Source organism: Nocardia altamirensis NBRC 108246, assembly GCF_001612685.1.
GTDB classification, from domain to species: Bacteria; Actinomycetota; Actinomycetes; order Mycobacteriales; family Mycobacteriaceae; genus Nocardia; species Nocardia altamirensis.
Genome location: NZ_BDAY01000022.1, coordinates 1 through 23,823, shown reverse-complemented (window position 1 = coordinate 23,823; position 23,823 = coordinate 1). Strand labels below are relative to the sequence as shown.

General features: G+C 66.5%; 19 protein-coding genes. 9 read left to right on the top strand and 10 right to left on the bottom strand.

The genetic code is table 11. The features are described 5' to 3' along the window. Positions 1-28 precede the first annotated feature (28 nt). Positions 29-841 carry an MBL fold metallo-hydrolase gene (locus tag NA11_RS14530; protein ID WP_069162406.1) on the top strand — a complete coding sequence of 271 codons (813 nt, stop codon included), beginning with the start codon at positions 29-31 and terminating at the stop codon, positions 839-841. Positions 842-922: 81 nt separating this feature from the next. Here NA11_RS14530 and NA11_RS14525 read toward each other — a convergent pair whose 3' ends face one another. Beyond that, on the bottom strand, positions 923-1,585 hold the full coding sequence (locus NA11_RS14525) for a peptidylprolyl isomerase (RefSeq protein ID WP_069162405.1): 663 nt from the start codon (positions 1,583-1,585) through the stop codon (positions 923-925). Positions 1,586-1,623: 38 nt separating this feature from the next. After that, positions 1,624-3,630 carry an NACHT domain-containing protein gene (locus tag NA11_RS14520; RefSeq protein WP_141717583.1) on the bottom strand — a complete coding sequence of 669 codons (2,007 nt, stop codon included), beginning with the start codon at positions 3,628-3,630 and terminating at the stop codon, positions 1,624-1,626. Positions 3,631-3,660: 30 nt separating this feature from the next. Between NA11_RS14520 and NA11_RS14515 the strand changes: the two genes are divergently transcribed. From NA11_RS14515 to NA11_RS14495, 5 genes are all read left to right on the top strand, one after another. Beyond that, positions 3,661-4,221, top strand: coding sequence for an OsmC family protein (locus NA11_RS14515; protein ID WP_069162403.1), 561 nt, complete (start codon positions 3,661-3,663; stop codon positions 4,219-4,221). A 37-nt stretch (positions 4,222-4,258) separates the two neighbouring features. Next, positions 4,259-5,581, top strand: a complete 1,323-nt coding sequence (locus NA11_RS14510) for a bifunctional o-acetylhomoserine/o-acetylserine sulfhydrylase (protein ID WP_069162402.1) — start codon at positions 4,259-4,261, stop codon at positions 5,579-5,581. A gap of 141 nt (positions 5,582-5,722) precedes the next feature. Next, on the top strand, positions 5,723-6,496 hold the full coding sequence (locus NA11_RS14505; protein ID WP_084654622.1) for a DJ-1/PfpI family protein: 774 nt from the start codon (positions 5,723-5,725) through the stop codon (positions 6,494-6,496). Positions 6,497-6,605: 109 nt separating this feature from the next. Next, positions 6,606-8,642 carry a M3 family metallopeptidase gene (locus tag NA11_RS14500; protein WP_069162400.1) on the top strand — a complete coding sequence of 679 codons (2,037 nt, stop codon included), beginning with the start codon at positions 6,606-6,608 and terminating at the stop codon, positions 8,640-8,642. A 59-nt stretch (positions 8,643-8,701) separates the two neighbouring features. Further along, a complete protein-coding gene (locus tag NA11_RS14495) occupies positions 8,702-9,142 on the top strand; it encodes a nitroreductase/quinone reductase family protein (protein WP_069162399.1) in 441 nt (146 codons plus the stop codon). A 1-nt stretch (position 9,143) separates the two neighbouring features. On the opposite strand, the gene NA11_RS14490 is transcribed toward NA11_RS14495, so the two are convergent. From NA11_RS14490 to aguA, 5 genes are all read right to left on the bottom strand, one after another. After that, positions 9,144-9,749, bottom strand: coding sequence for a PadR family transcriptional regulator (locus tag NA11_RS14490; RefSeq protein WP_069162398.1), 606 nt, complete (start codon positions 9,747-9,749; stop codon positions 9,144-9,146). A 44-nt stretch (positions 9,750-9,793) separates the two neighbouring features. After that, positions 9,794-11,608, bottom strand: a complete 1,815-nt coding sequence (locus tag NA11_RS46610; RefSeq protein WP_245745876.1) for a PDR/VanB family oxidoreductase — start codon at positions 11,606-11,608, stop codon at positions 9,794-9,796. Between the two features lie 127 nt (positions 11,609-11,735). Then, a complete protein-coding gene (locus NA11_RS14480; protein WP_069162397.1) occupies positions 11,736-12,956 on the bottom strand; it encodes a cytochrome P450 family protein in 1,221 nt (406 codons plus the stop codon). A gap of 146 nt (positions 12,957-13,102) precedes the next feature. Beyond that, a complete protein-coding gene (locus NA11_RS14475) occupies positions 13,103-13,783 on the bottom strand; it encodes a VC0807 family protein (protein WP_069162396.1) in 681 nt (226 codons plus the stop codon). Beyond that, complete coding sequence (aguA, locus tag NA11_RS14470; RefSeq protein WP_069162395.1) at positions 13,780-14,871, bottom strand: agmatine deiminase; 1,092 nt, start codon at positions 14,869-14,871, stop codon at positions 13,780-13,782. The genes NA11_RS14475 and aguA overlap by 4 nt, the downstream gene beginning before the upstream one ends. Positions 14,872-15,021: 150 nt before the next feature. Between aguA and NA11_RS14465 the strand changes: the two genes are divergently transcribed. Then, positions 15,022-15,612: a TetR/AcrR family transcriptional regulator gene (locus tag NA11_RS14465; protein ID WP_069162394.1), complete on the top strand. Its 591-nt coding sequence runs from the start codon at positions 15,022-15,024 to the stop codon at positions 15,610-15,612. On the opposite strand, the gene NA11_RS14460 is transcribed toward NA11_RS14465, so the two are convergent. Both NA11_RS14460 and NA11_RS14455 read right to left on the bottom strand, forming a co-directional pair. Then, a complete protein-coding gene (locus NA11_RS14460; RefSeq protein WP_069162393.1) occupies positions 15,556-16,608 on the bottom strand; it encodes an enoyl-CoA hydratase/isomerase family protein in 1,053 nt (350 codons plus the stop codon). The genes NA11_RS14465 and NA11_RS14460 overlap by 57 nt on opposite strands. A 269-nt stretch (positions 16,609-16,877) precedes the next feature. Next, complete coding sequence (locus NA11_RS14455) at positions 16,878-17,480, bottom strand: TetR/AcrR family transcriptional regulator (RefSeq protein ID WP_069162392.1); 603 nt, start codon at positions 17,478-17,480, stop codon at positions 16,878-16,880. Positions 17,481-17,694: 214 nt separating this feature from the next. On the opposite strand from NA11_RS14455, the gene NA11_RS14450 reads away from it, so the two are divergent. Next, positions 17,695-20,748 (top strand): AfsR/SARP family transcriptional regulator, encoded by a 3,054-nt coding sequence (locus NA11_RS14450; RefSeq protein WP_069162391.1) that lies wholly within the window; start codon positions 17,695-17,697, stop codon positions 20,746-20,748. 68 nt (positions 20,749-20,816) lie between these two features. After that, the gene (locus NA11_RS14445; protein ID WP_069162390.1) at positions 20,817-22,199 is read left to right on the top strand and encodes an FAD-binding oxidoreductase; all 1,383 of its coding nucleotides are present in this window, start codon (positions 20,817-20,819) and stop codon (positions 22,197-22,199) included. A 7-nt stretch (positions 22,200-22,206) separates the two neighbouring features. Here NA11_RS14445 and NA11_RS14440 read toward each other — a convergent pair whose 3' ends face one another. Beyond that, the gene (locus NA11_RS14440; RefSeq protein ID WP_084654621.1) at positions 22,207-23,304 is read right to left on the bottom strand and encodes a helix-turn-helix transcriptional regulator; all 1,098 of its coding nucleotides are present in this window, start codon (positions 23,302-23,304) and stop codon (positions 22,207-22,209) included. Between the last annotated feature and the right edge of the window lie 519 nt (positions 23,305-23,823).

Genomic DNA, 23,823 nt, shown 5'->3' with positions numbered 1-23,823 from the left:
TGGGTGTACTGAGGCGAAGAGGGCGGATATGTGGAAGATCTGTAGTACCTGTGGGGTCGAGCATGATGCGGCGGCGCAGGTGTGTCGTATCTGTGCGGACGAGCGGCAGTGGGTGCCTGCCGATGGTCAGCAGTGGACCACGCTCGACGAATTGACCGCTGCGGGGCACAAGGTGGCGGTGCGGGAGTTGGAACCGGATCTGTTCGGGGTGACGGTCGAGCCGACGGTCGGCATCGGGCAGGAGTCGCATCTACTGCGGACGCCCGCGGGGAATCTGTTGTGGGACTTGACCGGGTATGTCGACGAGGACGCGGTGCGTCAGGTTCGTGAGCTCGGCGAGGTGGTCGCGATCGTGCCGAGTCACCCGCATCACTACGGCGTTCAGGTGGAGTGGAGCCGGGCGCTGGGTGGGGTGCCGGTGCTGGTTGCCGAAGCGGACCTGGAGTGGGTTGCGCGGCCGGATCCGGTCATTCGCCCGTGGTCAGGTCGGGTCGAGCTGTTGCCGGGAATCACCTTGTGCCAGTTGGGCGGTCACTTCGCAGGAAGTGCGGTCGCGCACTGGGCGGCGGGCGCGGGTGGCAAGGGTGTGTTGATGAGCGCGGACACGATCCAGGCCAATCCCGACCGGAAGTCGGTCGCTTTCATGCGCAGCTATCCCAACCGAATTCCGTTGTCACCCACCGTGGTCGAACGCGTCACCGCGGCTGTCGAGGAGTTCGAGTTCGATCGCCTCTACGACAATTTCGGCAAGATGATCCAGTCCGACGCCCGCGCCGTCATTCGCCGCTCGGCTGACCGTTATATCCGTTGGGTGCGTGGGGATTTCGACCACCTCACGTAGATGTGTGGTCCCAAACGTAGGCAGTAAATAAAACGTGGAAGGACGTGGGTCCAGCGACCCACGTCCTTTCCGGGAGCTGGATCAGTGCATGAACGCGGACTTGATCTGCACCGGCGCGGCGGGCGCGCCGTCGAGCTGTCCACGCTCGCTCGGCGTGATGCCTGCGGCAACCATCCGATCCAGCGCACTTATCCCGCGGACAACCTTGCCGAGCACCGAGTAGTTCGCGGGAATGTTGGCGAAGGAGTGCACGAAGAAGAACTCACTGCCGTTGGTCCCCGCCCCCTGATTACCCATCGCGATCGTGCCGCGCTCATAGGTTTCGGTGCCGTCCACCTCATCGGGGAATTGGTAACCAGGCCCGCCCTTTTCGACCTCGAAGATGTCGCCGCATTGCAGCACGCCGAGGCGCGACGAGTTCGTCAGCCGCCAACACTCGCTGTTGTCGTAGAACCGCTGCGCCACCAGGCTGATCATGTTCTGCACACCGCACGGCGCCGCACCGGCCCGGTTCAGCTCGACCTCGATCGGCCCATAGTTGGTGTCGAACGTGACGCGCGCCGTCCCGATCGCCAGCGCCACCGGCAGCGGCGGCGACACCGGCCGCGCGGCCGGATTATCCGGTGCGGTCGGCGTGAAAGCACACGTGACGACCGGGAATTTCGGTGCCGCCTGCACCGGAGCGGCGGCAACGAGCCCGGCGAACAGGGAGGCAACAGCAGCAAGAGCCCAACGCGATCTCATGCAGGGACCTTACGACGATCGAGGACTCGATGTGCGGGTTACGCCAGCCGCTGCTGGAGCATGTCGTGGCGGAACTGATAAGAGACGCCGGTGACGCGCAGCAGCCCGGTATTGCGAGCCCAGTCGAGGAAGACCGCGGGCCTCGCCGGAAAGGTTCCGGTCCAGCGAAATATCAAGGACGCCACCAGATATCGCTGCGCGGCGAGACCGAAGGTCAACAGCGTGAAACACCCGACCACGAGCCCACCGATCATTCCGTCGCCAGGCGAGCCGTGGATATATCCGGAATCCCCAGCAATCAGCACGTCGGTGACCACTCCGCCGAGCCCGAGGACGACCACGAAGATCAATCCGGCCGTCAGCGCGAAGACGACACCGTCCCGGATGAGCCGCCGCTCGTCTTGTCCGAGCGCGAGGCGTTCGTCGGTGTCGGTGCTGAAGGCGACCACCAGGCCGGTGGCGAGGGCGAACTGCGACGTGTACGCGAGCAACACCAGCAACCCTCCTGCCGCCGACCCCGCCGAAATGGTGCCGAGCAGCCAACTGCTCACCGGGGCAACACCAATGACGATTGTCGTGAACGCTGCCACCGTCAGTCCGCTGCGTACTCCTCTGCGCCACCGGGAGTGGCCGGGCACCCGCCAGGCGAGCCGGGTGGACCGCTTGCCGAATCCCGGGATGGCATCGGTCGAGTCGTTGTTGTACAGACTCGCGATCAACCCCACCATCAGCGCCGCCAAACCGAACGTGAGCACCGGCCGGATTTCCGGGAGAAAGGCGGTGACCAGCCCGGCCGCGAGGCCGAAGACCAGTGCGGCGAGGGTGATGTGGGCAAGGGCCACGCGCCACTTTCCGGCGAGCCGCCAGATTTCATCGAGCGCGATATCGGACCCGCCGTGTCCACTGGTGCGTTCCTGGTAGAGGTGATCCGCGAGATTACCGAGCCAGATGTCCACGCCTTCCTCGGTGTAGGTGCCGACCTGGCCGGTGCTTTCGGTCCCCGCAAGCGCTGCGGGAACCATGGAGTCCAGGAGCACATTCCGAATCTCGTCGGGCTGATCGACGGACATGATCCGCGCGAGCCGGTGCGGGGTGTCGCGCAGTAATGCGTCGGCCGCCAGCCCGAGCAGCCACGGGCTGCGCAGCGCCTCGGCGAGTGGTCCGTTCGGCGCCTCAGCCAGCTGGTCGGTGACCGAAGCCCACTGCTCCCTGGGGATTCCGAGTTGGTGGAAGTAGTCCTCGAGGTAGCAGTAGACGTCGGTCGCGTTCAGCGGCTGCAGGGTGATGCTGACCGCGCCGTGTAATCCGTTGTCGCCACGGGCCGCTCGGATCGCGGCGAACACCGCGCTGCGGCACATGACGACGACAGGCCGATTTCGCCACGGCACCTTGTTGAGTCGATCCAGCGTCGCGGTGGCTCGCGGTGCGGTGTCGCCCACTGGGTCCATTTCGTCGAGCCCGTCGAGGATCGGGAGAATCCGGCCGGTATCGACCAGCGCCTGCGCGATCCTGCTGTGCATCCCGTAATGGATGGTCAGCTGATTCGCCAACCACCGCGAAAACCGTTGATTGCCATCCCATCCGGCCGCGTTGACGCGGATCGTCACCGGCGCATCGGCACGCACGGCATCGGCAAGGGTTGCGCGATCGGCGAGCTGATCGAGCAGTAGGTGGATCGCCGCCACCGTCTTGCCCGCGCCTGGCTCGCCTAGCACGATCAGCCGTTGCGCTGCGGTCTTCCGCAAGTATCCGCCGAGTTCCGACAATTTCCCGACCTCACCGGCCGGGGCAAGCGCGGTGCTCTTCGAGGAATGGAACTCCAGATCCATCACCCGGTCCGGACCGACACGCAGCTGATCACGCAGGATCGTCTCCCTGCGCAGCACCGCATCCGCGAGGTTGTCGGCGTGCGTGATCAGCGCGGCACGCGAGATATCCGGCCGAACCTTGCGCAACACCCAGCTGCCGATCGGCTTCGCAACGCCCGCCCCCGCTCGTATCGCCACCACTTCCGGCCCACCCGTCACGAAGGATGAGTCTGCCATCGGTCAGGTCCACACTTGGGCTCAGTCCGAATGAAACCATCGTCAACCGGCGGTGTTGTTCCTAGCGTCACTGCCGTGACCACTGACCTGAGCACTCCGCTCAACGACATCGGCGACGCCACCGCGCGGGCGGTCGCGGCCGACCCCGCGAACGCGCTGGTGGTTTTCCATGCCACCGGAACCCCCGAAGGCACTGTGGGCAGCGCGATCAGCACCCGCACCCACACGATCCGGGTGGACGAGCCCGCGACCCTCGGCGGCACGGACACTGCGGCCAACCCGGTCGAGGTCTACCTGGCGGCCTTGATCTCGTGTCATGTGGTCACGTACCGGTTCTGGGCCCAGCGCCTCGGAATCACCGTCGACGAGCTCGAAATACATGCCGAGGGTGATCTGGATGTCCGAGGATTCTTCGGCCTCGACGACTCCGTCCGGCCCGGATTTCAGGCCGTGCGGGTGACGGTCCGCATCGGCGGTCCGGAGACGCCGCAGCGCTACGACGAACTGCGCCAAGCGGTCGACGCACATTGCCCGGTGCTGGATCTCACCACCGGCAGCACTCCGGTCGATACCACTCTGATCACGTATTGAGCCGCGTACCATCACCTTTGGACAACCAGGAGCAGAGATGACCGAACCCGCTGTGTCGCAGGACCCGTCCGCCGACTGGAGCTTCGAGACCAAGCAGATCCATGTAGGCCAGGTGCCCGACGGGACGACCAGCGCGCGTGCCCTGCCGATCTACCAGACCACCTCCTACACTTTCCGCGACACCGACCACGCGGCAAAGCTTTTCGGCCTGGCCGAACCGGGCAACATCTACACCCGCATCATGAACCCGACCCAGGACGCGGTCGAGCAGCGCATTGCCGCACTGGAGGGCGGTGTCGCAGCGCTGCTGCTCGCGTCCGGGCAGGCGGCCGAGACCCTCGCGATTCTCAACCTCGCCAGCGCCGGTGACCACATTGTCTCCAGCCCAAGGCTTTACGGCGGTACGTACAACCTTTTCCACTACACCTTGCCTCGGCTCGGCATCGAGGTGTCGTTCGTCGACGATCCGGATGACCTGGCGCAGTGGCAGGCAGCGATCCGGCCGAACACCAAGGCGTTCTACGGGGAGACGATCTCCAACCCGCAGAACCACATCTTCGACATCGCCGGGATCGCGGAAGTCGGGCACGCCGCCGGTATTCCGCTCATCGTCGACAACACCGTTGCCACACCGTATTTGATTCAGCCGCTGGCTCATGGCGCCGATATCGTCGTGCACTCCGCGACGAAGTACCTCGGTGGACACGGTGCGGCCATCGCGGGTGTCATCGTCGACGGCGGTACCTTCGACTGGACCGTCCGGGCCGGGGACGCGCCGCGGTTCCCCGGCTTCGTCGAGCCGGATCCGAGCTACCACGGTGTGGTGTACGCCGACCTGGGTGCGCCCGCGTATGCGCTGAAGGCCAGGGTGCAGTTGCTGCGTGATCTCGGTGCCGCGGTGTCGCCGTTCAACGCGTTCCTGATCAGCCAGGGTCTGGAGACGCTGAGCCTGCGGGTCGAACGGCATGTGGCGAATGCGCAGCAGGTTGCCGAATTCCTCAGGGACCGGCCGGAAGTCACGTCCGTGTCCTACGCGGGGCTGCCGTCCTCGCCGTGGTACGAGCGTGGACAGGCGTTGGCGCCCAAGGGGACCGGCGCGGTGGTCGGCTTCGAACTCGCCGGTGGTGTCGACGCGGGCAAGCGGTTCGTCGAGGCGCTGCGGTTGCACAGTCATGTCGCCAACATCGGTGACGTGCGGTCGCTGGTGATTCATCCGGCTTCGACCACGCACTCTCAGCTGACCCCGGAGGAGCAGCTTGCCTCTGGCGTCACGCCGGGTCTGGTTCGCCTCGCGGTCGGTATCGAGGGGATCGAGGACATCCTCGCCGACCTGCGCGTCGGGTTCGCCGCGGTCGGGTAGTGAATTCGATTCGGCGCTCGACCTTCTATGAGGGTCGGGCGCCGAATCAGTTGTGCGTCTGCTGCGTCGGAGTACGAAAGGTAGTTCTCCACACTGCGAGGTCCGCGTAGTACTGTCCCGTACATATCCACGGGAGGTGCTGTGCAGATCGCTATCGTTCTCTATCCGGGCATGACCGCGCTCGATGTGATCGGACCCTACGAGGTCCTCCGCCTGGTCCCCGGCGTGCAAATCCGGTTCGTCTGGAACGAACCAGGCCCGATCACCACCGACAGCGGCGTCCTGATCCTCGCCGCCACCCACTCGTTCGAGGAAACCCCGGCCCCTGACATCGTTCTCATCGGTGGTTCCGGACCTGCCACCGCGACTGCCGCAGAAGACGCGGGTCTGGCCGACTGGCTACGCCGCGTCCACAAGACCACCCTCTGGACAACGTCCGTCTGCACCGGTTCGGTCATCCTCGCCCGAGCCGGTCTGCTGGCAGGCAAGTCCGCCACCTCCCACTGGGCGGGTCTGCCCGCGCTGTCGGCCTTGGGCGTGACCCCACGCCCCGACGATCGCATCGTCCGCGAAGGCAAAATCGTCACCGCCGCAGGTGTTTCCGCAGGCATCGACCTCGGCCTCTGGCTGACCGCTGAGATCGCCAACCGCGAAACCGCCGAAGCCATCCAACTTCTCATCGAATACGACCCCCAACCCCCCTTCGACAGCGGCCACATGTCCAAGGCCTCCGCCTCGGTCCGCCGCAAGGTCGCCGCGGTAGTCGCCCGCGAAGCCGCCGACCTCCTCGCCGCCGAACCCCGCACCGTCCTCCGCGAGGGCATCGCCATCCCCCGCCTCCTCTGGGACGGAGCCCTCGCCCGAGCCCGCTCCCGCCGCCACCTCACCTCCCGAAAGCGCCCCGCCCAACGCTGACCCCGAACTTCGTCTGCAGTCGTGATTGACCTGGTGATTGTTGCTGATTGCGGGGCTGGGTGGCCGGGCGTGCCGGGGCGGAGGTGGGGGATCGGCATAGGGTGCAGGGATGAGCAATCCGTTGTTTGAGCGCAGTGCGCTGCCTTATCAGCTGCCGCCGTTTGCGGAGATTCGCGAGGAGCATTATGTGCCCGCGTTCGAGCGGGGGATGGCGGAGCAGTTGGGTGAGGTGGCTGGGATTGTCGGGAGTGGGGAAGCGCCTACGTTTGCGAATACGGTTGTGGCGCTCGAGCAGTCGGGGGAGTTGCTGACCAGGGTCGCGAATGTGTTCTTCAATATTTCCGGGTCCGATGCGAGTGCGGGGACGGATGCGATCGACGCGGAGATGTCGCCGCGACTGGCGGCGCATCGGGATGCGATCTATCTGGACGCGGGCCTGTTCGCGCGGGTCGAGACGTTGTACCAGCGCCGGGACGAGCTGGGGTTGGATGCGGAGGGGGGACGGCTGGTAGAGGAGTACTACCGCAGGTTCGTTCGGGCCGGGGCCAGGCTCGATGCCGAGGGGCAGCGGCGGTTGCGTGAGCTCAACGCCGAACTCGCCACGGCAGCAACGGAATTCCGGCAGAACATCATGACCGATACCAAGGCGGCCGCGCTTGTCGTCGACAAGGCGGAGGACCTGGTCGGGCTCGCGCCCGCGGCGGTGGCTGCCGCGGCGGAGAACGCCGGCACACTGGGGCACGCCGGAGCATGGGTGGTGAGTCTGCAGAACGTCTCCAATCAGCCTGTCCTCGCCGAACTTGCGGACCGGGAGGTGCGGCAGCGGGTCATGACGGCATCGCTGGGGCGTGGCGCGAGCGGCAACAACGACCTCGCGATCCGGATCGCCGCGCTGCGCGCAGAGCAGGCCACCTTGCTCGGCTACCCGGATTATGCGGCGTACTCGGTCGCCGACCAGACGGCGAAAACTGTTGAGGCGGTTGACGAGATGCTCGGCAGGCTGGTCCCGCCCGCGGTCGGGAACGCCGAGCGGGAGGCCGCGGAATTGTCGGCGGCAATGCAAGCATCCGACGGCGAGGACGCCGACCTCCGCTCGTGGGATTGGCAGTTCTGGTCGGAAAAGGTTCGGGCCGAACGGTTCTCGGTGGATGGCGATGCGTTGCGTCCTTATCTGGAACTTGATCGGGTGCTGCGTGACGGGGTGTTCTTCGCCGCCGAGCAGGTGTATGGGATCACCGTGCTGGAGCGGGATGATCTGGTCGGCTACCACCCGGAGGTGCGGGTCTTCGAGGTGTTCGACGCTGACGGCAGCGCGCTGGGGTTGTTCCTCGGTGATTTCTTCACCCGCCCGTCGAAGCGCGGTGGCGCGTGGATGAACGAATTGGTCAGCCAGTCAGGCCTTTTGGGAACGCGGCCGGTGGTCGTCAACAACCTGAACATCGTGAAACCCCCTGCAGGCGAGCCTGCTCTGCTCACCTGGGACAACGTCCGGACGCTGTTCCACGAGTTCGGCCATGCGCTGCACGGGCTGTTCTCGGATGTCCAGTACCCCTCGTTCTCGGGGACCGAGGTGCCGAGGGACTTCGTCGAATTCCCGTCGCAGGTGAACGAGATGTGGATGGATCGCCCCGAGGTGCTGGCGAACTACGCCAAGCATTACGAGACCGGCGAACCGATGCCCGCCGAGCTCATCGAACGGATGGCGACGGCCAGGCGGTTCGGTGAGGGTTTCCGGACTGTCGAGTATCTCGGTGCGGCACTGCTGGATTGGGCTTGGCATCGAGTCTCCGGCGGCGAAGCGTTGGCGGGCACGGATGCCGAAACATTCGAGGACGAGGCGCTGCGCAAAGCGGGCGTTTCGATGGCAGCGATCCCACCCCGGTATCGCACGGGGTACTTCGCCCACATCTTCGCCAGCGGCTATGCGGCAGGCTATTACTCCTATATCTGGAGCGAGGTGCTCGACGCCGACACGGTGCAGTGGTTCGGCGACGGCGCCGCGTCGATCAGGGCGAAGGGCGAGGTGTTCCGGCGCGAGCTGCTGGCCATGGGCGGTTCGGTGGACCCGATGGCGGCGTTCGAGTCGGTTCGAGGACGCGCGCCCGAGATCGAGCCGCTGCTGATCCGGCGCGGGCTCTCCGACTAACGGACTATAGACCGTTACCGTGAGTATCAGATACTTTAACGGTAAACCGAAAGGACGTCATGCCTCCGAACATTGCATTGAAAGCCATGAACACGGGACACCGGCTCTTGCTGGCGGTCAGTTGCGGAAAGTTGGGCAGCGAGTTCGGCGGCATGCCGTCGATCGAATTGGTCACGACCGGACGCAAATCGGGTCGCCCGCACGCGGTGATGCTGACCGCCCCGCTCGTCGACGGCGACACCTATGTCGTCGTCGCCTCCCGCGGCGGCGACCCGGTCCACCCGGCGTGGTACCACAACCTCCGCGACAACCCCGACGTCTTGGTGTCGGTGCGCAACGGACCGCGCCAGCCGATGAAGGCCAAGCCCGCCACGCCGGAAGAGCGCGCGAAGCTGTGGCCACGCGTGGTCGCCTCGTACAAGACCTACGGCGGGTACCAGGAGAAGACGACTCGCGAGATTCCGCTCGTCCTGCTGACCCCCGTCGGCTCCGCGAACTGACTCAGGTGGCGGCCGGACCCCAGCGCGCATGCAGCGACTGCCAGAAGTCGCCGAGCGCGGCGGGCTCCTTCCTGACCAGCTCGCTGAACCGTTCGATGAAGCGGAGTTCGGCCTGGATCAGCTCGAGGCGATAGTCGTACTCGATCAGGAACAGCGGGTCGACTTCGTTGTTGCGCAACGACTTCCGCTGCCGCTCGGCCTGCTCGGTGAGCGCCTGCTTGCGTTGTTCGAGCAGCTCGGGGATCTCCTGCGGCGGCAGGGTCACGATCAGCGCCAGCGCGGCCTCGAACTGCCGATGCTCGGTGGCGGGCACCGACACCAGTTCGCGCATCCGGTCGAGCAGTCGCGCTCGGCCGGATGCGGTGTAGCGGTACACGGTTCGTTCGGGGCGTTGCCCGTCGCGCTCGACCCGATCGGGTTCGATGTATCCGGCGCGGCTCAACTGCTCGACAACCATGTAGAGCGAGGCGTGCTTGTAGTCGAAGCTGAGACCGGCGTTCCGTTGCTTGAGCAGTTTCCCCAACTCGTAGGGGTGCATCGGGCGTTCGAGCAGGTATCCGAGCACGGTTACCGCGAGCAGATTGCGGAGCGGATCCCGCTGTGTCACCGCGGATCCTCCTCGTGTCGCGGACCATCGACGAAGCGACCTCGCTACACGTCGAGCACGATGCGCTTCCCGTGTGCACGAGAGACGCAGGGATAGATGATATCGGTGCGCTCGCGTTCGCCGGGTTGCAGGACGTCGTCGCGATGGTCGGGACGTCCGGTGAGCACCCTGGTCGCGCAGCTGCCGCAGATGCCGTCCACGCAGGAACGGTCGATCGTCGGCACGATGTCTTCGATGGCCGCGAGCAGCGTCCGATCAGTGGGCACCGGCACCACGACACCCGAGCGCCGCAACTCGGCCTCGAAGGGCAGGTTTTCGGCCGTGCGTTCGGTGGCGGCGAATCGCTCGACCTGTAGTGTCCCGTGCGGACACTGCGTGGCCATGGCCGCCTCGAGTGCGTCGAGCAGCCCTTGCGGCCCGCAGCCGTACACCGCGACACCGGTCGGGGTCTTGCCCAGTACCTCGGCGAGGTCGGGACGCGGGTGTGCGTCACTGGGCAGTAGTGCGACATGGCCGGGGTACTGGTGCCGCAGCGCGGTGGCAAAAGCCATGCTGGACAACGACCGTCCGCGATAGAGCAGCTGCCACGGCGCCGACGCGCGCTCGAGCCGGTCGATCATGGGCAGGAACGGGGTGATCCCGATGCCACCGGCGACGAACAGGTACGCCGTGGCGTCCACGAGCGGAAAGTTGTTGCGCGGTCCGCGAATACCGATCGTCGTGCCCACCGGCATCGCGTGGATCTCGTTCGATCCGCCACGCCCGTTCGGCTCGCGCAGCACCGCGATCCGATAGCTGTCGGCATCGGCGGGGTCGCCGTAGAGCGAGTACTGCCGAACCCGTCCGGACGGCAGCACCACATCGATGTGCGCACCGGGCGCCCAGGTCGGCAGTGGCGCACCGTCTTCGGCGCGGAGGGTAAGGGCCACGGTATCGTCGGCGATCGGCCGCATGTCGGCGACCGTCGCCTTGCGCTCGGGCTGCCGAATGCTCTTGGCGGGCAACAGCCGTCGTCCACGCCGGGTCCGCCCGCCCGGCTTGTACAGCGACAGCAGTATCGCGACAACGAGACCGAGCGTCGCCGCGACAAAGCTCCACAGCACCACGTCGGCGGCGCTGGTCAGATCGGCGGTCGTCCCGCCGGTTGCCGCCAAGTGCTCGGCCTGTTCCCCGGCTACTTCCAAAGTGTCGTGCACGAATCCGAAGGCCATCATCAGAATGCCAACGGCGATAACCATTTTGCCGGCCACCCAGTAGTACCGCAGCAGCCCCCAACCGGTGGTGAGCCCGAGGGCGAGCCCGGTGAGGATAGTGGCAAAGTTCGCCCACGGCAGCAGCGTGATGTCGAAAACCGCCATCAGCTCGTAAATTGCTGCGCTGCTGCGAACGTCGCCTGCGTGCATCGCGGCAACCGCCATCGCGCACACGGTGAGTCCGATGCCTGCCCAGAGCGCGCCGGAGAGCACGTGCGCGGCGAGCAATACCTTGCGCCCGCGCGGCCGCAACTGTCCGGCGAGCAGCGCGAGCGCGGGCACCACCAGCCAGGTCCCGAACATGGCGACCACGTCGCCGACGGCAAAGGCTTGCAGCACAGTCGCGATGACCAGCACCCAGCCGATCGTCAGCAGTACCGTGCGCGGCGTCGCTGGCCGCACGGTGATCAGGAGCGCCAGACCGGCACTGAGCGCGGCCAGGAGGTAGGACATCGGCCGGTGTGCCCAAGCGATGGTCGGCGGGAACAGCGGTGGCAGCACCGCGGCGACGAGCATGAAGAAGGCGAAGCTGGACAACACGATTCGTGCGTTCCGCCGACTGGGTGTCGGTGTCGTCGGTACGGCGGTGCGAGTCTGCGATGACATCGGTGTGACCTCTGCATACTGGATTAGTCGATATCGACTAATCCAGTATGTGCAGCCCGGCGCTGGTCCACATCGGGGAACACCCTGAGTTCGAAACCCGAATCAGAGGGGAGGGCGTTGGCGTCTCTTAGCGCAGGTTGACCGGCAGTGCAGCGAGACCGCGGATGAGCAGGCTCGGTTGCCAGGTCAGCTCCTCCGACGACGTTGCCAGCGTGAGATCCGGGAACCGTTGGAGCAGTGCGGAGAAGGCGATCTCGGCTTCGACCCGGGCCAGTGGCGCCCCGACGCAGAAGTGGATGCCGTGGCCGAAGGCCAGGTGACCGGAAGTGTCACCGGTGGTGTCGAGTTCGTCGGGATCGTGGTAGCGCGCAGGGTCGCGGTTGGCGGCGGACAAGGCGACGTAGATGAATTCCCCTGCCGGAATCTCGGTGTCGCCGATCGTCACCGGTTCCTCGGTGTAGCGCACCGTCGCCCAGTCGACCGGGCCTTCGAAGCGCAGGAATTCCTCCACCGCAGCGGGCACGGCGGACGGATCCTTGCGCAGCGCCTCGAACTGGGATTCGTTGCGCAGCAACGCGTAGGTGCCGTTGGCGATGAGGTTCACCGTCGTCTCGTGCCCGGCGATCAGCAGCAGGAACGCCATCGCCACCAGCTCCTGGTCGGTGAGCTGGTCGTCGTCTTCGCGGGTCTGCGCCAGGCCGGAGAGGATGTCGTCCCCGGGGTCGGTTCGCTTGGCCTGCACCAGATCTGTCAGGTAGCTTGCCATTTCGGCGTAACAGCGGTTGCGCTCGTCCACCTCGCCGGACGTCGAGACGATCACCTTGGTCCAATACTGGAACTCCGTGCGATCCGTGAACGGCACGCCGAGCAGCTCGCAGATCACCGTGACCGGCAGCGGCGTCGCGAACGCCTCGATCAGGTCGACCTCGTCGTGTTCGGCCATCGCGTCGAGCAATTCGGCGGTGATCTGCTCGATCCTTGGGCGCAGCACCGCAACCCGGCGAGCGGTGAACGCCTTGTTGATCATCTTGCGCAGCCGGGTGTGCTCGGGCGGATCGGTGTTGAGCATGTGCGACGACAGCGCTATGGCTTGCGAATCCATCGACGCGTCAGGGTTTCTCCGGCGCATCAGCTCGGCGACGCCCGCCATGCTTTTGCGCAGCCGTGCGTGCGCGAGTGCCGCGCGCCCTTCGGCATAGCCGATGACCACCCACACCGGCTCGCCGACGGGAAACTGGACTCGCAGCACCGGACCGCGTTCGCGCCAGCGACGGTAGTACTCGTGCGGGTCGTCGAAGAACGTCTTGTCGACCTGTTCTATGCGGTTCTCGGCCTCCGTGTCGACCATGATTCCCTCCCTTGCTTATTGCGATCCCGAACGATCGCACCCACCCGTGCGGCCGCCGACGGCCGCACGGCACCCACGGTACCGAATCGTCAACGGGCGGGCCTTGGTCGTTCTCACGGGATCGGCGCTGCCTTCTGGCCCGAGTTTCATGAGGCCTCGACGTGCGGACTGCGCCGGTAGGAGTCGTCCTCGACCAGGAGTTCGGCGGCAGCTGACGAGGAATCATCTTGTGCGCCAGGCGTTGTGGACCCGTGGCTGTGGCGGATGCGGTACCAGATGGTCCAGCCGATCAGCAACGCGGTCAGCCCGAGTTCCACCGCGGGCGACAGACCCGCCGCCACCGAGACGGGCACGGCGAAGATCAGCCCTATCCGGAGCGCCGATTCGGCGACGAGCGCGACGCCCCACACCACGGTCTGCACCCGATGCCCGGAGAGGTATCGCGGATCCTGCTCGGCGTTCGGTTCCTCCTCGTGCAAGCGCTGAGCGAGGTAGGCGGTAGCCGGGCGCGAGGTGCGGCAGCTGACCAGAAAGAGCGCGCCGATGGCGATGCTGATCAGCGGATCACGCACCAGGATCAGCCGCGCGTCCTCGGTCGCCGCCGCCATCGCGAGCATCAGCGCGTAGGTGGCCATCATGACGAAGGCGACCCCATCGGCTTTGCGGGTCCTGATCATGCCGACGGCGAGCCAGAGCGCGGCCACCGCCGTCGCCGTCACCAGCGACGCCACGATCTCGAAACCCAGTGCCCTGGTGAGGTAGTACGCGGCGGGCGAAAGCCCGATATCGCAGACCAGCCAGGCGATTTTGGCGTAGTCCCGTTTCATCGAGTACCGCCGGGCTCGGGTATCTCCCGTGTCGCGCAATGGATGTTGCCGCCGCCGAGCAGGAGATCCCTGGTCTGCAGCGGTACCACCGCGCGCGACGGAAACAGTGCGCCGAGCACGGCGACGGCCTCGGCGTCGGTGGCCGGATCCAGTTGCGGCACAAGCACGGCGCCGTTGGCGAGATAGAAGTTGACGTAGGAACCGGCAAGTCGTTCGCCGGCGCGGTTCACCGCGGATCCGAGGTCGGTGCCCGCGCCTTCTTCCTCGGTCATGTGGAGCGGTCCGGGAATGGGAATCTTGTGCACGGTCAACGGATTTCCCGTCGCATCGGTCGCGCTGGTCAGCCGGGCCAACGCCGCGGCGCTGCGTTCGAACTGTGAATCGCGTTCGTCGTCGGTCCACGCGAGCAGCACCTGGCCGGGCGCGACGAAGCGCGCCATGTTGTCCATGTGCCCGGCCGTGCCGTCGTCGACCAAGCCGAAGGGCAGCCAGATGAGCTTGTCGACGCCGAGGAAGTCACGCACGGCGGCGTTGATGGTGTCGCGGTCCGGATTTCGGTACCGTGCGGGGTCGAGCAGGCACTCCTCGGCTACCAGCCCGGTGCCCAGCCCGTCGACATCGAGCATGCCGCCCTCGAACGCCACCGGTCCCGAATAGCGGTCGACGCGTTCGAGATCCAGCAATTTCGCGGCGTAGGCGTCGTCGGCGTGCCAGTACGGTGAGCGGTTGCCGTAGCCGTTGAATCGCCAGTCGACGCCGCGCAGTCCACCGGCGCCGTCCACGACGAACGACGGTGCGATATCGCGCGCCCATGCGTTCGCCGTCGACACCTCGACCACCCGGACCGCGGCGGTCAATCGCAGGCGGGCGTGCAGGTATTGGCGGGCCGACACGGTGACCGTCACCTGCTCGCCGGTCGTGGCGATGGCGTCGGCGATCGTGGCGACGACATCCTGTGCCGGCTTCGCGCCTTGCCGCCAGAAGTAGGTGTTCTCCGGCCAGGCCAGGAAGCAGCCTGTGTGCGGGTCCCACTCGGCGGGCATCCGGAATCCGTCGGCGGCGGGGTGCGTTTTCAGTTCGATTCGCATGAGGTGTCCATTCGGCTCGCAGCTCAGTGCAACGCCTTGACCATACAGTCGTATAATGGCTTGACATGGGCTGAGAACCAGACTTCATACGAAAGTATGAGACGATGACGGAGGCTTGCCGTGGCCCGTCAACCGTACGGAGGAGTGCAGATGGTCGAGGGTTCCGCCGTCGCCGACCGGCGTGGTCAATTGCTGGAGCGGCTCGCGGACGCGATCGCCGAGGGCGGCATCGAGGGCGTCAGCATTCGCGATCTCGCAGGCCGGGCCGGGGTGGCGATCGGCACCGTGCAGTATCACTTCGCCACCAAAACGGATCTGCTGATCGCCGCCTGGCATCACGTGGCCGAGCAGGCGGGCAGGCGCTTCCACGAATCCGGCGTCACCGCGCTCGGCCCCGAGGAGCGGCTCCTCGGCCTCACCGAGCTGCTGCTCACGCCGAGCGCGGACGACAGGCTTGCGCGGATGTGGCTGGCCCTGGTCGCCAGGGCAGCGCACGATCCGCGCATCGCCGCGCTCCATCGCGGGCAGTGGCAGGGAACCGAAGACCTGCTCGCCACGGCCCTCGCCGCGGCGAATCCGGACCGCGCCGATGAATCTCGCGATGCCGCAGGCGAACTCCTCGCGCTGCTGGACGGACTCTCGGTCGCCGTCCTTACCGAACCGGCCAGGATGACCCCGGCACGATCACGCCGCCTCGCCAGGTCCTGGGTCCGTGACTGGCTTGTCGAGCTGGCGCGGTGATCGAATGGCGTTGGCGCTCTGGCTGCCTCGCGTGTGCACGGCCTGGGCCGCGGCGTGCAGTATTTCTCCCGCGACCAGCGAGGGCAGGTAGCGTTCCGAGAACTCGGCGACGCTGCCGCCGTCCTGTTCGTGGAGCTGAACCAGCCGCGCGTATTCGCCGAGCGCGGCTTTGGTGCCGGGTTGGCTGGCCATCGCGAGGAATTGCGCTCGCTCGAACGCCAGCCCGCGCTCGAGTCGTCCAGTGCCGTAACGATATACGGCGTCCTTGATCGCTTTGACCGACCGCGGCGACCTGGTCGACAGTCGTGCGGCGGTGAGCGCCGCTTCTGCGGCAAGCGCTTCCGGTGGCACGACGCGATGGATCAGCCCGATCTCCGCGGCTTCCGTCGGTGTCAGCGGCCGTCCCTCCAGCGCGAGCTCGAGGGTCCGCCCGGCTCCGATTGTGCGCGTGAGGATTTGCGTGCCGCCGCCGCCAGGCATGAGGTCGAGCAGGATTTCGGGCTGGCCGATCGTGTAGGGCCCGTCGGCCATCAACCTGATGTCGCAGGAGAGGGCGAGTTCGCAGCCGCCGCCGAGCGCCATGCCGTCGATCGCGGCGACGAATACCTTGTCCGACCGGCGCATCCGGGCGACCAGGTCGTGATAGCGGAGCAGCGCGAGAATCCCGGCCGCCGGGGTTCGGTCGAGGAGCCTGCGCATCGCGCCACCGCGATTGAGCGCGCGGACGAACCGCAGTCCGATGCCGGTCAGTCGCGGGCCGACGGCCAGCCCGACGCGGCTCGTGCCCTCCAGTATTTCGGTGATGTCGTAGTGGCTGACGAACGCCTCCGGCACCGCGCTGGTCAACACAATGGCTCTGACCTGCGGATCCTTGTCTACCTCATCGAGTAGTTCGTGGAGTTCGTCCAGCAGTGCGCTGGTGAGGAAGTTGAACGGGGGATTGTTCAACGCGGCGGTGAGCACCGCTCCGGTGCGGGAAATCTCGAGCAGATTCATCGGCGAAACTCCTTGGCGTATCGGAACGTTGCGCAACCCGGTAGTTCGCTCGTGCCTCACCAGCCCCGGTCTTCTCGGTGGGCGGCCACTCCAAGGTCGTGAGACGCAAGTACGTCAAATGTCTCACAAGTATCGGTCTAGCGCCAGTTCTGCACGTCGAATGCGCACGACAAATGGCGGTTCTCGCGAACAACCCCCTGAAATCGGGGGTAGGCGATTTCCCGCCAGCCCGCGATGCTGAATGCTATGGCGAATTGCGACGAGCGGTGTCAGCGGCTCATCGCGGAATGCTCGGCAAGCGCGGCGTCCAGCAGTGCCCGCGCGGACCACTGCATGACATCGCGGGCCTCGGCGGGACCGATCGCGCCGACGTCGAATGCGGAGACCATCGCCTCGGTGCCGTACACGACCAGGATCGCCATGGTCAGCCGGTGTAGCGCGGCGGGTGGCAGCACGTCCGACAGCGGTTCGAGGGCGGTGCGCGTCATCTCGACTCGTGCGCGGGGCCGGAGCGGGATGTTCTCCTCGGCACGGTCGAAATGTTCGAGCCACCGCTGCTGGCTCATCATCATCGCCGTGCGCCACACGGTCTGGTCTCCGAACTGCATGTCGCACACGCGGTCGATGATGGTGTGCAGCCGTCCGGCGGGATCCTCCGGGAGATCGGCCAGGAAATCGTCCGCGAGTGGCAGCGGCATCTCCGCGATGAGCTGCTGCGGCGTGGAGAAATACCGGTACACCGTCGAGGTGCCGACCTCCGCCCGGTCCGCGACTTCGGCGATCGTCAGCGGGCGGCCCGCCTGGACGATCTCGCGCGCGGCTTCGAGCAGTGCGCGCCGCGTGCGCAGCTTCTGCTTCTCACGCTCTGCCATAGGGCGCTCCTCTTGTTATGGGACAAGTATCCCATTACAGTAACAACGTCTTGCAAAGCGGGTTGGGGGAACGAAACGACTGAGGAGTTCGCAATGACATACAACGACGGGCGCGATCGTTGAAGTTGTTGTGGGACAGTTTGTTCAACGAACACCGGCCTGCGCCGACGCGAAACTCGAACCTGCGACTCGCTTGTTCGCCGAGGGGGATGACATGGTGATCCATAAGGTGGCAAGCGAACTGGATCTGCGGTCGGAGCGCGGCCTCGGGCACGATCGAGTGGACGTGCACATCCTCGGCCCGGTGCTGGTGCGCGACGGCAACCGCGACATGGGCGTCGACCGGCCGCTCGAGCGCGCGGCACTGGTCAGGTTGGCGCTGGCGCGCGGCGTTCCGGTCCCGGATCAGCGTCTGGCAGAAGACCTTTGGGGTGACGCCGACCTGCACCGGCCGATTCAGCGGCTGCGCGTACTGATTTCGAGACTGCGGGCGGCGCTCGGCCCACACGGCGACGCGGTGACCCGATCGCCTGCGGGATATCGGACCACCGCGACCATCGCGGATCTCCTTGCCGCCGAGGCGGCCGCGGAACGCGTGCACGCGGCGCAGCGTGCCGGACAGTACGCCGCGGTCCGGTCGGCCGCCGAGGAGGCGCTGGGCTGGTGGCGTGGACCGACGCTGGTCGACCTGATGTCCGCGCCGTTCGCCCACGTGGAATCGGCCAGGCTCGACGAATGGCGGCTCGGGTTGCTCGTCGCCAAGCTGGACGCGACGCTGCACCTCGGTTCCGGTGCCGAAATATCCACGGAGCTCACCACATTGGTGCGTGAGCACCCGTTGCACGAACCCCTCGCCCGGTTGTCCGCACTGACGTTGTACCGCACCGGGAGCCAGGCCGATGCCCTCGACCGGCTGCACCGGCTGCGCAAGGCGCTGGCGGAAGAGCTCGGCGTCGACCCGACGCCGGAGACGGCCGAGCTGGAATTGCGGATCCTGCGGCACGATCCCGCGTTGCAGCCGCCGCGATCGGTGCAGAGTGATGTCTTCGGCACACCGAGCGAGTTCCGACTACCCGACGTGGTCCGAACGGCAAGCGACACAGTGCGTCCGGTGGCCGGCGACGGGTTCGTCGGCAGGGAACGCGAGCTGGCGGCGGTGGTCGGCAGCCTGTCGCAGCACGCGGTGGTGACGCTGGTCGGCGGGCCGGGCAGCGGTAAGACCCGGCTTGCGCTGGAGGCGGCGCGCGGGGTGGCCGAGGCCGGGCGGTCCGTGGTGTTCGTCGAGCTGGCGTCCCTGCATCGCAGCGACACCATCAACCAGGCGATCGCCGTCGCGGTCGACGCGACACCGGAAGGGTGTCCCAATGCGGTCAGCGCGGCGCTGACCGGCGCATTGCTGGTGCTCGACAACGCCGAACACGTACTCGGCGAGGTCATCTCGATCGTCGAGACGCTGCGGGTGCCCGGCCTGACCGTGCTGGTGACGTCACAGCGTGCGCTCAGCCTACCGGGGGAGGTGGTGATCCGGATCGGTCCGCTCGACCACGCCGCCGGACTCACCTTGTTCGGCGAGCGGGCGATCTGCCCGGTGATCACCGCCGAAGAATCCGACGTTGCCGCGGTGTGCGCGGCGGTCGACTGGCTCCCGCTCGGCATCGAACTCGCCGCCGGACTGACCAAAACCTTCACCATTGCCCAACTCGCCCAACGGATCGACGGACGCATCCGGCTGCTCATGGGTGGCCGCCGCACCGGAGGCAGCGACCGGCATTCGAGCCTGCGCGCGGCATTGGACTGGAGCTATGAGCTCCTCGATCCGGTGGAACAGGCGGTGTTGCGCCGGATCTCGGTCTTCGCAGGCGGGTTCGTGCTGGAGGCCGCGGAATGGGTGGTGCCGTCCGGTCGCCTCGAAAAGACCGATGTCGCACCGGCATTGGCCGGTCTGGTGGACCGAGGGCTGGCCACCGTGCTGTTCAGCGCCGGGCAGCGCCGCTTCGCGTTGCTGGAGACGGTGCGTGACTACGCGCTGACCATGCTCGCGGTGACCGGGGAGGGTGCGCCCGCCCGGCAACGACACGTCGCATGGTGCCTTGACCTTGTGCGTGCGGCGGGGGAGACCGACGGCTTCGAGACCGCGGAGTCGATCGCCACGGTGTTCACCGAATGGCCCAATGTCTTGGAGGCGCTCGAGCACGCGGTCGGCGCACCGTGGGCGCTGCGCGGACTGCAACTGGCCACGGCCATGCACAAACCTTGGACGGCCAGAGCGTGGCATCAAGAGGCGGGCAGGCACTTCGAGGCGCTGATCGACGCGGCAGGCGCCACCGCCCCGGAGCGGGCGCACGCGTGGTACAGCTACGCGTTGCACCTCTCGATGCTCGGCCGATACGACGAATCGGCCCGCGCCCTCGCCGCGGCCGCTGAACTCGCCGACGGTATCGGCGACGCCGCGCTCGCCCTCGACATCCGGTACCGCCGTGGGAAAGTCGACATCGCCCGCGGACAGCTCGGGGCGGCCGTCGCCACCCTGGAAGCCGGTGAAACACAGGCGCGCCGCAGCGCCGACGTCGTCAGAATGGCGTCGTTCGCCGAGGCGAGCGGCACCGCGCAACTGTTCGCGGGACTGGCCGAGTACGGGCTGGAGAGCTTCCATCGAGCGGTACAGCTCGATCGGGAACGCGGTGACGAGCACGGCCTTGCCTGCGGACTCAGCAATCGAGCCAGGGCACTTGTCGCATTGGCGCGCTACTCGGAAGCGTTGCCGGCAGCGGACGAATCCGACAGGTACGCCAGGCAGCTGGACGATCGTAAAGTCTTGGCGCGCAATGAATTGGTGCGTGCCGCAGTCGACGTGGCCGCAGGCAGGCTCGAACTCGCGGAAAAACATTGCCGCACAGCCCAGTCCTACCTCGCGCACGAAATCAGCATGGCCGACATAGATTTGGCCGACGTGCTGATCCACCGGGGTGAGCTGACCGCGGCGAAATCAGTGCTCGATTCGGTGTATACGCAAGTGGCGCCCGGCAGCCTGCACTGGCTGGCCGCTCGGCCCGTCTCCGCGGCGCTCGCCGTCGCCTCCGGTGATACCGAAGCTGCCGCGGTGCTGGTGGGCCGGGTCACCGGCCACTACGCCAAGTCGGGATTCGGCTGGCAGCCCTATATCGACCGGCTCCAGGACGTACAGCAACAGCTTGCCGCACGCCGGACGTCGATACCCGTGGCGCCGGTGGTGGCGCGGGTGTCGACGCTCTGCAAGCACCAGTGCTGACCGGTAGATAGGCGAATCCCCCGGAATCGGGGATGGTTGGTGTCTGCTGATTTCGCGACGCTGTTGCTATGACGAAACATACTGTCGGCCTGGCCGGCTTTCGCGGCACGCTCATTCAGCCGGGCGATCCGGACTATCACGCGGCGCGACAGGTGTGGAACGGCGGTATCGATCGCTTTCCCGCCTTCATCGCGCGCTGCGTCACGGCCGAAGATGTCTCGCTGGCAGTGCTTTTCGGCGTTCGCCACGATCTCGCCATTGCGGTGCGCGGTGGTGGGCACAGCATGCCTGGACTGTCGGTGTGCGAAGGCGGGCTGGTGATCGACGCGAGCCTGATGACATCGATCGATGTCGACTCCGAACAGCGGCTCGTGCACGTGGGGCCGGGAGTGCTGTGGCGCGAACTCGATGCGGCGACCCAAGCCCACGGGTTCGCGGTGCCAGGCGGGGAGATCTCCAGCACCGGCGTCGCGGGATTGACGCTGGGTGGCGGCATCGGCTGGTTGTCCCGGCGGTACGGCCTGACCTGCGACAACCTGGTTGCGGCTGAGCTGGTCACCGCCGACGGCGAGATCATGCAGGTCAGCGAAGACGCGCACCCCGAGCTGCTGTGGGGGTTGCGCGGCGGCGGTGGGAACTTCGGGGTCGTCACTCGATTCACGTTGCGGCTCAATCCGATTCCGGTGCCGATGTATGCCGGGGTGGCGCTGTATCCGCTGGCGGAGGCCGCGGGTGCCTTGTCGGTGTTCCTGGACGTTGCCAGGGACGCCGACGACGATCTCGGGCTCAATGCCGCATTGATCAGCGCACCACCTGCTCCGTTCCTGCCGCCGGAGTTGCACGGGAAGCCGATCGTCGCGTTGTCGGGCTGCTACACCGGCGACCTCGCCGCGGGGGAAGCGGCACTGCGACCGCTGCGCACGGCGGGCACGCCCCTGGTGGACGGGTTCGGCCCGATGCCCTACACCGCGCTCCAATCGATGGTCGACGAGTCGGCGCCGGCCGGGCTCTCGGTCTATGCGCGATCGGAATGGCTTGGGCCGCTGGACGATACGGCCATCGAGCGACTGATCGCCGCGGCCGAGCAGATGACATCGCCGATGTCGCAGATATTGGTGCGGATCGCGGGCGGTGCGATCGCGCGGGTTCCGGCGCAGGACACGGCCTTCGGGTTCCGTGGCGCGGATGCGATGCTCACGGTGGCCGCGATGTGGCCCGATCGGACCGATCTCGGTACTGCGCACCGGGAGTGGACGCGGGCGACGTGGGAGTCGTTGCGGCCGTGGTCGGCCGGCGGCGGCTACGTCAACCATCTGTTCGACGAGGGGCCGTCCCGGGTTCGTGAGGCCTACGGCGAACCCGCGTGGCTGCGGCTGACGGCGCTGAAGCGACAATTCGATCCGGACAACGTCTTTCACCTGAACCAGAACATTCCGCCGGAACACACGTAGCGCTGAATCAGCGAAGAAACCAGCCGGTGCCGCCCACCGGGATCTCGTTCTCGATGCGCGGCACATGCTGGTCGAAGAAGAGCTTCGCGGTGAGTTCGGCACGGCTGCGGACATCGAGTTTGCCGAAGACGCGTTTGATGTGGTCGTCGACCGTGTGTGCGGAAACCGTGAGGACTCTGGCGATTTCGGTGCGCGAGTACCCGCGCGCGAGCAGGCCGACGACCTCGCGTTCGCGAGCGGTCAACCGGTAGCTGTCGGCGATCAGCGCGGCGATCTCGACCGGGCGGGTGGCCTCGATGATGATCGAGAGTTGGTCGTCGGCGCCGGTCAACCGCTCGGCGTGCAAGGTGAGCCAGCGGCCTGCCCTGGTGCGGATTCGACTGCGGGCAGCACCAGGGCGAGACCACGCCTGCCGTGCCAAATTCAGGACGCAGTAAGGTAATTCGCGACGCCTATCGATGTCGTCATCCACCTGGTGCAGCCAATGCGCGGCCGCCGCGGTCGCGCTGATCCGGCCGAGATCAGGATCGAGCAACAGTAGCCCTGGTCCTTCGATATCCTCGGCCGCGGCCACCTCGGTGAGCACCATTTCCCGCCGGATCGCCTCCGCGACCATTCCGGTCGCGGCGCTGGCCAATTCGGCTTCGGCAGCGGAGAAATCGGCCGCATCCGCGCTGCGGAACATCACCAGCGCGCCCCACACCTTCGCGTTCGTGCTGAACAGCAACCGCATCTCGTGCGGCATACCGGTCGGCACCAGAATCTCCTGATACCGCGAACTGGTTTCCGGCCGCCCACCCGTCGCCGCACTCAAGCTCATCGCCCGCTCCTGCCCGCGCGCGAGCGTGGGCAACGCGAGCGCATCCTCACCCCTCGCCTCGATCTCGACGAACTGATTCATGTACTCGAGCGGCAGTCCCTCGCGGTGAAACCCGCCCGTCGGCAGCATCGAAGCCGGGTCGACGGTCAACACACACCACGCATCGAACGGCACCGCCTCCCGCAGCGTCGCCGCAACAACCCGCTGCAACGTCACCGCCCCCGAACTGGTCCGGCAAGCCCGCTCGACCCCAGCAGTCAGCACATCCAGCGACTTCGAAGACATCCCCCCAGTATCGTCCCCACCCCACCCCCGTGAACCCCCGAAACCAGGGGTGGTCGGACGCGCCCCGAACCCGGAACGCTAATGGTCATAACGGACCACAAGCCGCGTTCGGGTCGCACACGAGGGGTCGTACCCGAACACCCACGTCCCGTTCGATGAGGTGCGCTCTCACGAGTGGTACATGGTTGAGGCGACACGCCGTAAATGCCTCGACCATGTACCACTCGTGAACCGCCACCCACACGAACGGGACACGACCGCACCAACTCTCAACCTGGGCACCATCGACGGTAGTCAAATGGTTGCTGAGCCCATCGGGCGGTAGTCGAATGGTTGCCGAACCTCGTTGACCGGAGAGAAATGGTTGTTGCCCCGTTGAGCGGAGAGAAATGGTTGCAGACGGCCGTTGAGCGGAGTCTTATGGTTGCAACACGCCGCACGACACGCACCATTTCTCTCCGCTCAACTTCCCAAGATCACTTCTAAAAGATCTTTGGACCGGACCACAGCCAAGTAACC

Excerpts from the sequence above, each read along its gene's own strand:
- NA11_RS14475 (WP_069162396.1), bottom strand. The coding sequence starts at position 13,783 with ATGAAACGGGACTACGCCAAAATCGCCTGGCTGGTCTGCGATATCGGG.
- NA11_RS14515 (WP_069162403.1), top strand. The coding sequence starts at position 3,661 with ATGAAACCATCGTCAACCGGCGGTGTTGTTCCTAGCGTCACTGCCGTG.
- NA11_RS14495 (WP_069162399.1), top strand. The coding sequence starts at position 8,702 with ATGCCTCCGAACATTGCATTGAAAGCCATGAACACGGGACACCGGCTC.
- NA11_RS46610 (WP_245745876.1), bottom strand. The coding sequence starts at position 11,608 with ATGTCATCGCAGACTCGCACCGCCGTACCGACGACACCGACACCCAGT.
- NA11_RS14480 (WP_069162397.1), bottom strand. The coding sequence starts at position 12,956 with ATGGTCGACACGGAGGCCGAGAACCGCATAGAACAGGTCGACAAGACG.
- NA11_RS14440 (WP_084654621.1), bottom strand. The coding sequence starts at position 23,304 with ATGTCTTCGAAGTCGCTGGATGTGCTGACTGCTGGGGTCGAGCGGGCT.
- NA11_RS14450 (WP_069162391.1), top strand. The coding sequence starts at position 17,695 with ATGGTGATCCATAAGGTGGCAAGCGAACTGGATCTGCGGTCGGAGCGC.
- NA11_RS14455 (WP_069162392.1), bottom strand. The coding sequence starts at position 17,480 with ATGGCAGAGCGTGAGAAGCAGAAGCTGCGCACGCGGCGCGCACTGCTC.
- NA11_RS14445 (WP_069162390.1), top strand. The coding sequence starts at position 20,817 with ATGACGAAACATACTGTCGGCCTGGCCGGCTTTCGCGGCACGCTCATT.
- aguA (WP_069162395.1), bottom strand. The coding sequence starts at position 14,871 with ATGCGAATCGAACTGAAAACGCACCCCGCCGCCGACGGATTCCGGATG.
- NA11_RS14460 (WP_069162393.1), bottom strand. The coding sequence starts at position 16,608 with ATGAATCTGCTCGAGATTTCCCGCACCGGAGCGGTGCTCACCGCCGCG.
- NA11_RS14525 (WP_069162405.1), bottom strand. The coding sequence starts at position 1,585 with ATGAGATCGCGTTGGGCTCTTGCTGCTGTTGCCTCCCTGTTCGCCGGG.
- NA11_RS14510 (WP_069162402.1), top strand. The coding sequence starts at position 4,259 with ATGACCGAACCCGCTGTGTCGCAGGACCCGTCCGCCGACTGGAGCTTC.
- NA11_RS14520 (WP_141717583.1), bottom strand. The coding sequence starts at position 3,630 with ATGGCAGACTCATCCTTCGTGACGGGTGGGCCGGAAGTGGTGGCGATA.
- NA11_RS14530 (WP_069162406.1), top strand. The coding sequence starts at position 29 with ATGTGGAAGATCTGTAGTACCTGTGGGGTCGAGCATGATGCGGCGGCG.
- NA11_RS14500 (WP_069162400.1), top strand. The coding sequence starts at position 6,606 with ATGAGCAATCCGTTGTTTGAGCGCAGTGCGCTGCCTTATCAGCTGCCG.
- NA11_RS14465 (WP_069162394.1), top strand. The coding sequence starts at position 15,022 with ATGGTCGAGGGTTCCGCCGTCGCCGACCGGCGTGGTCAATTGCTGGAG.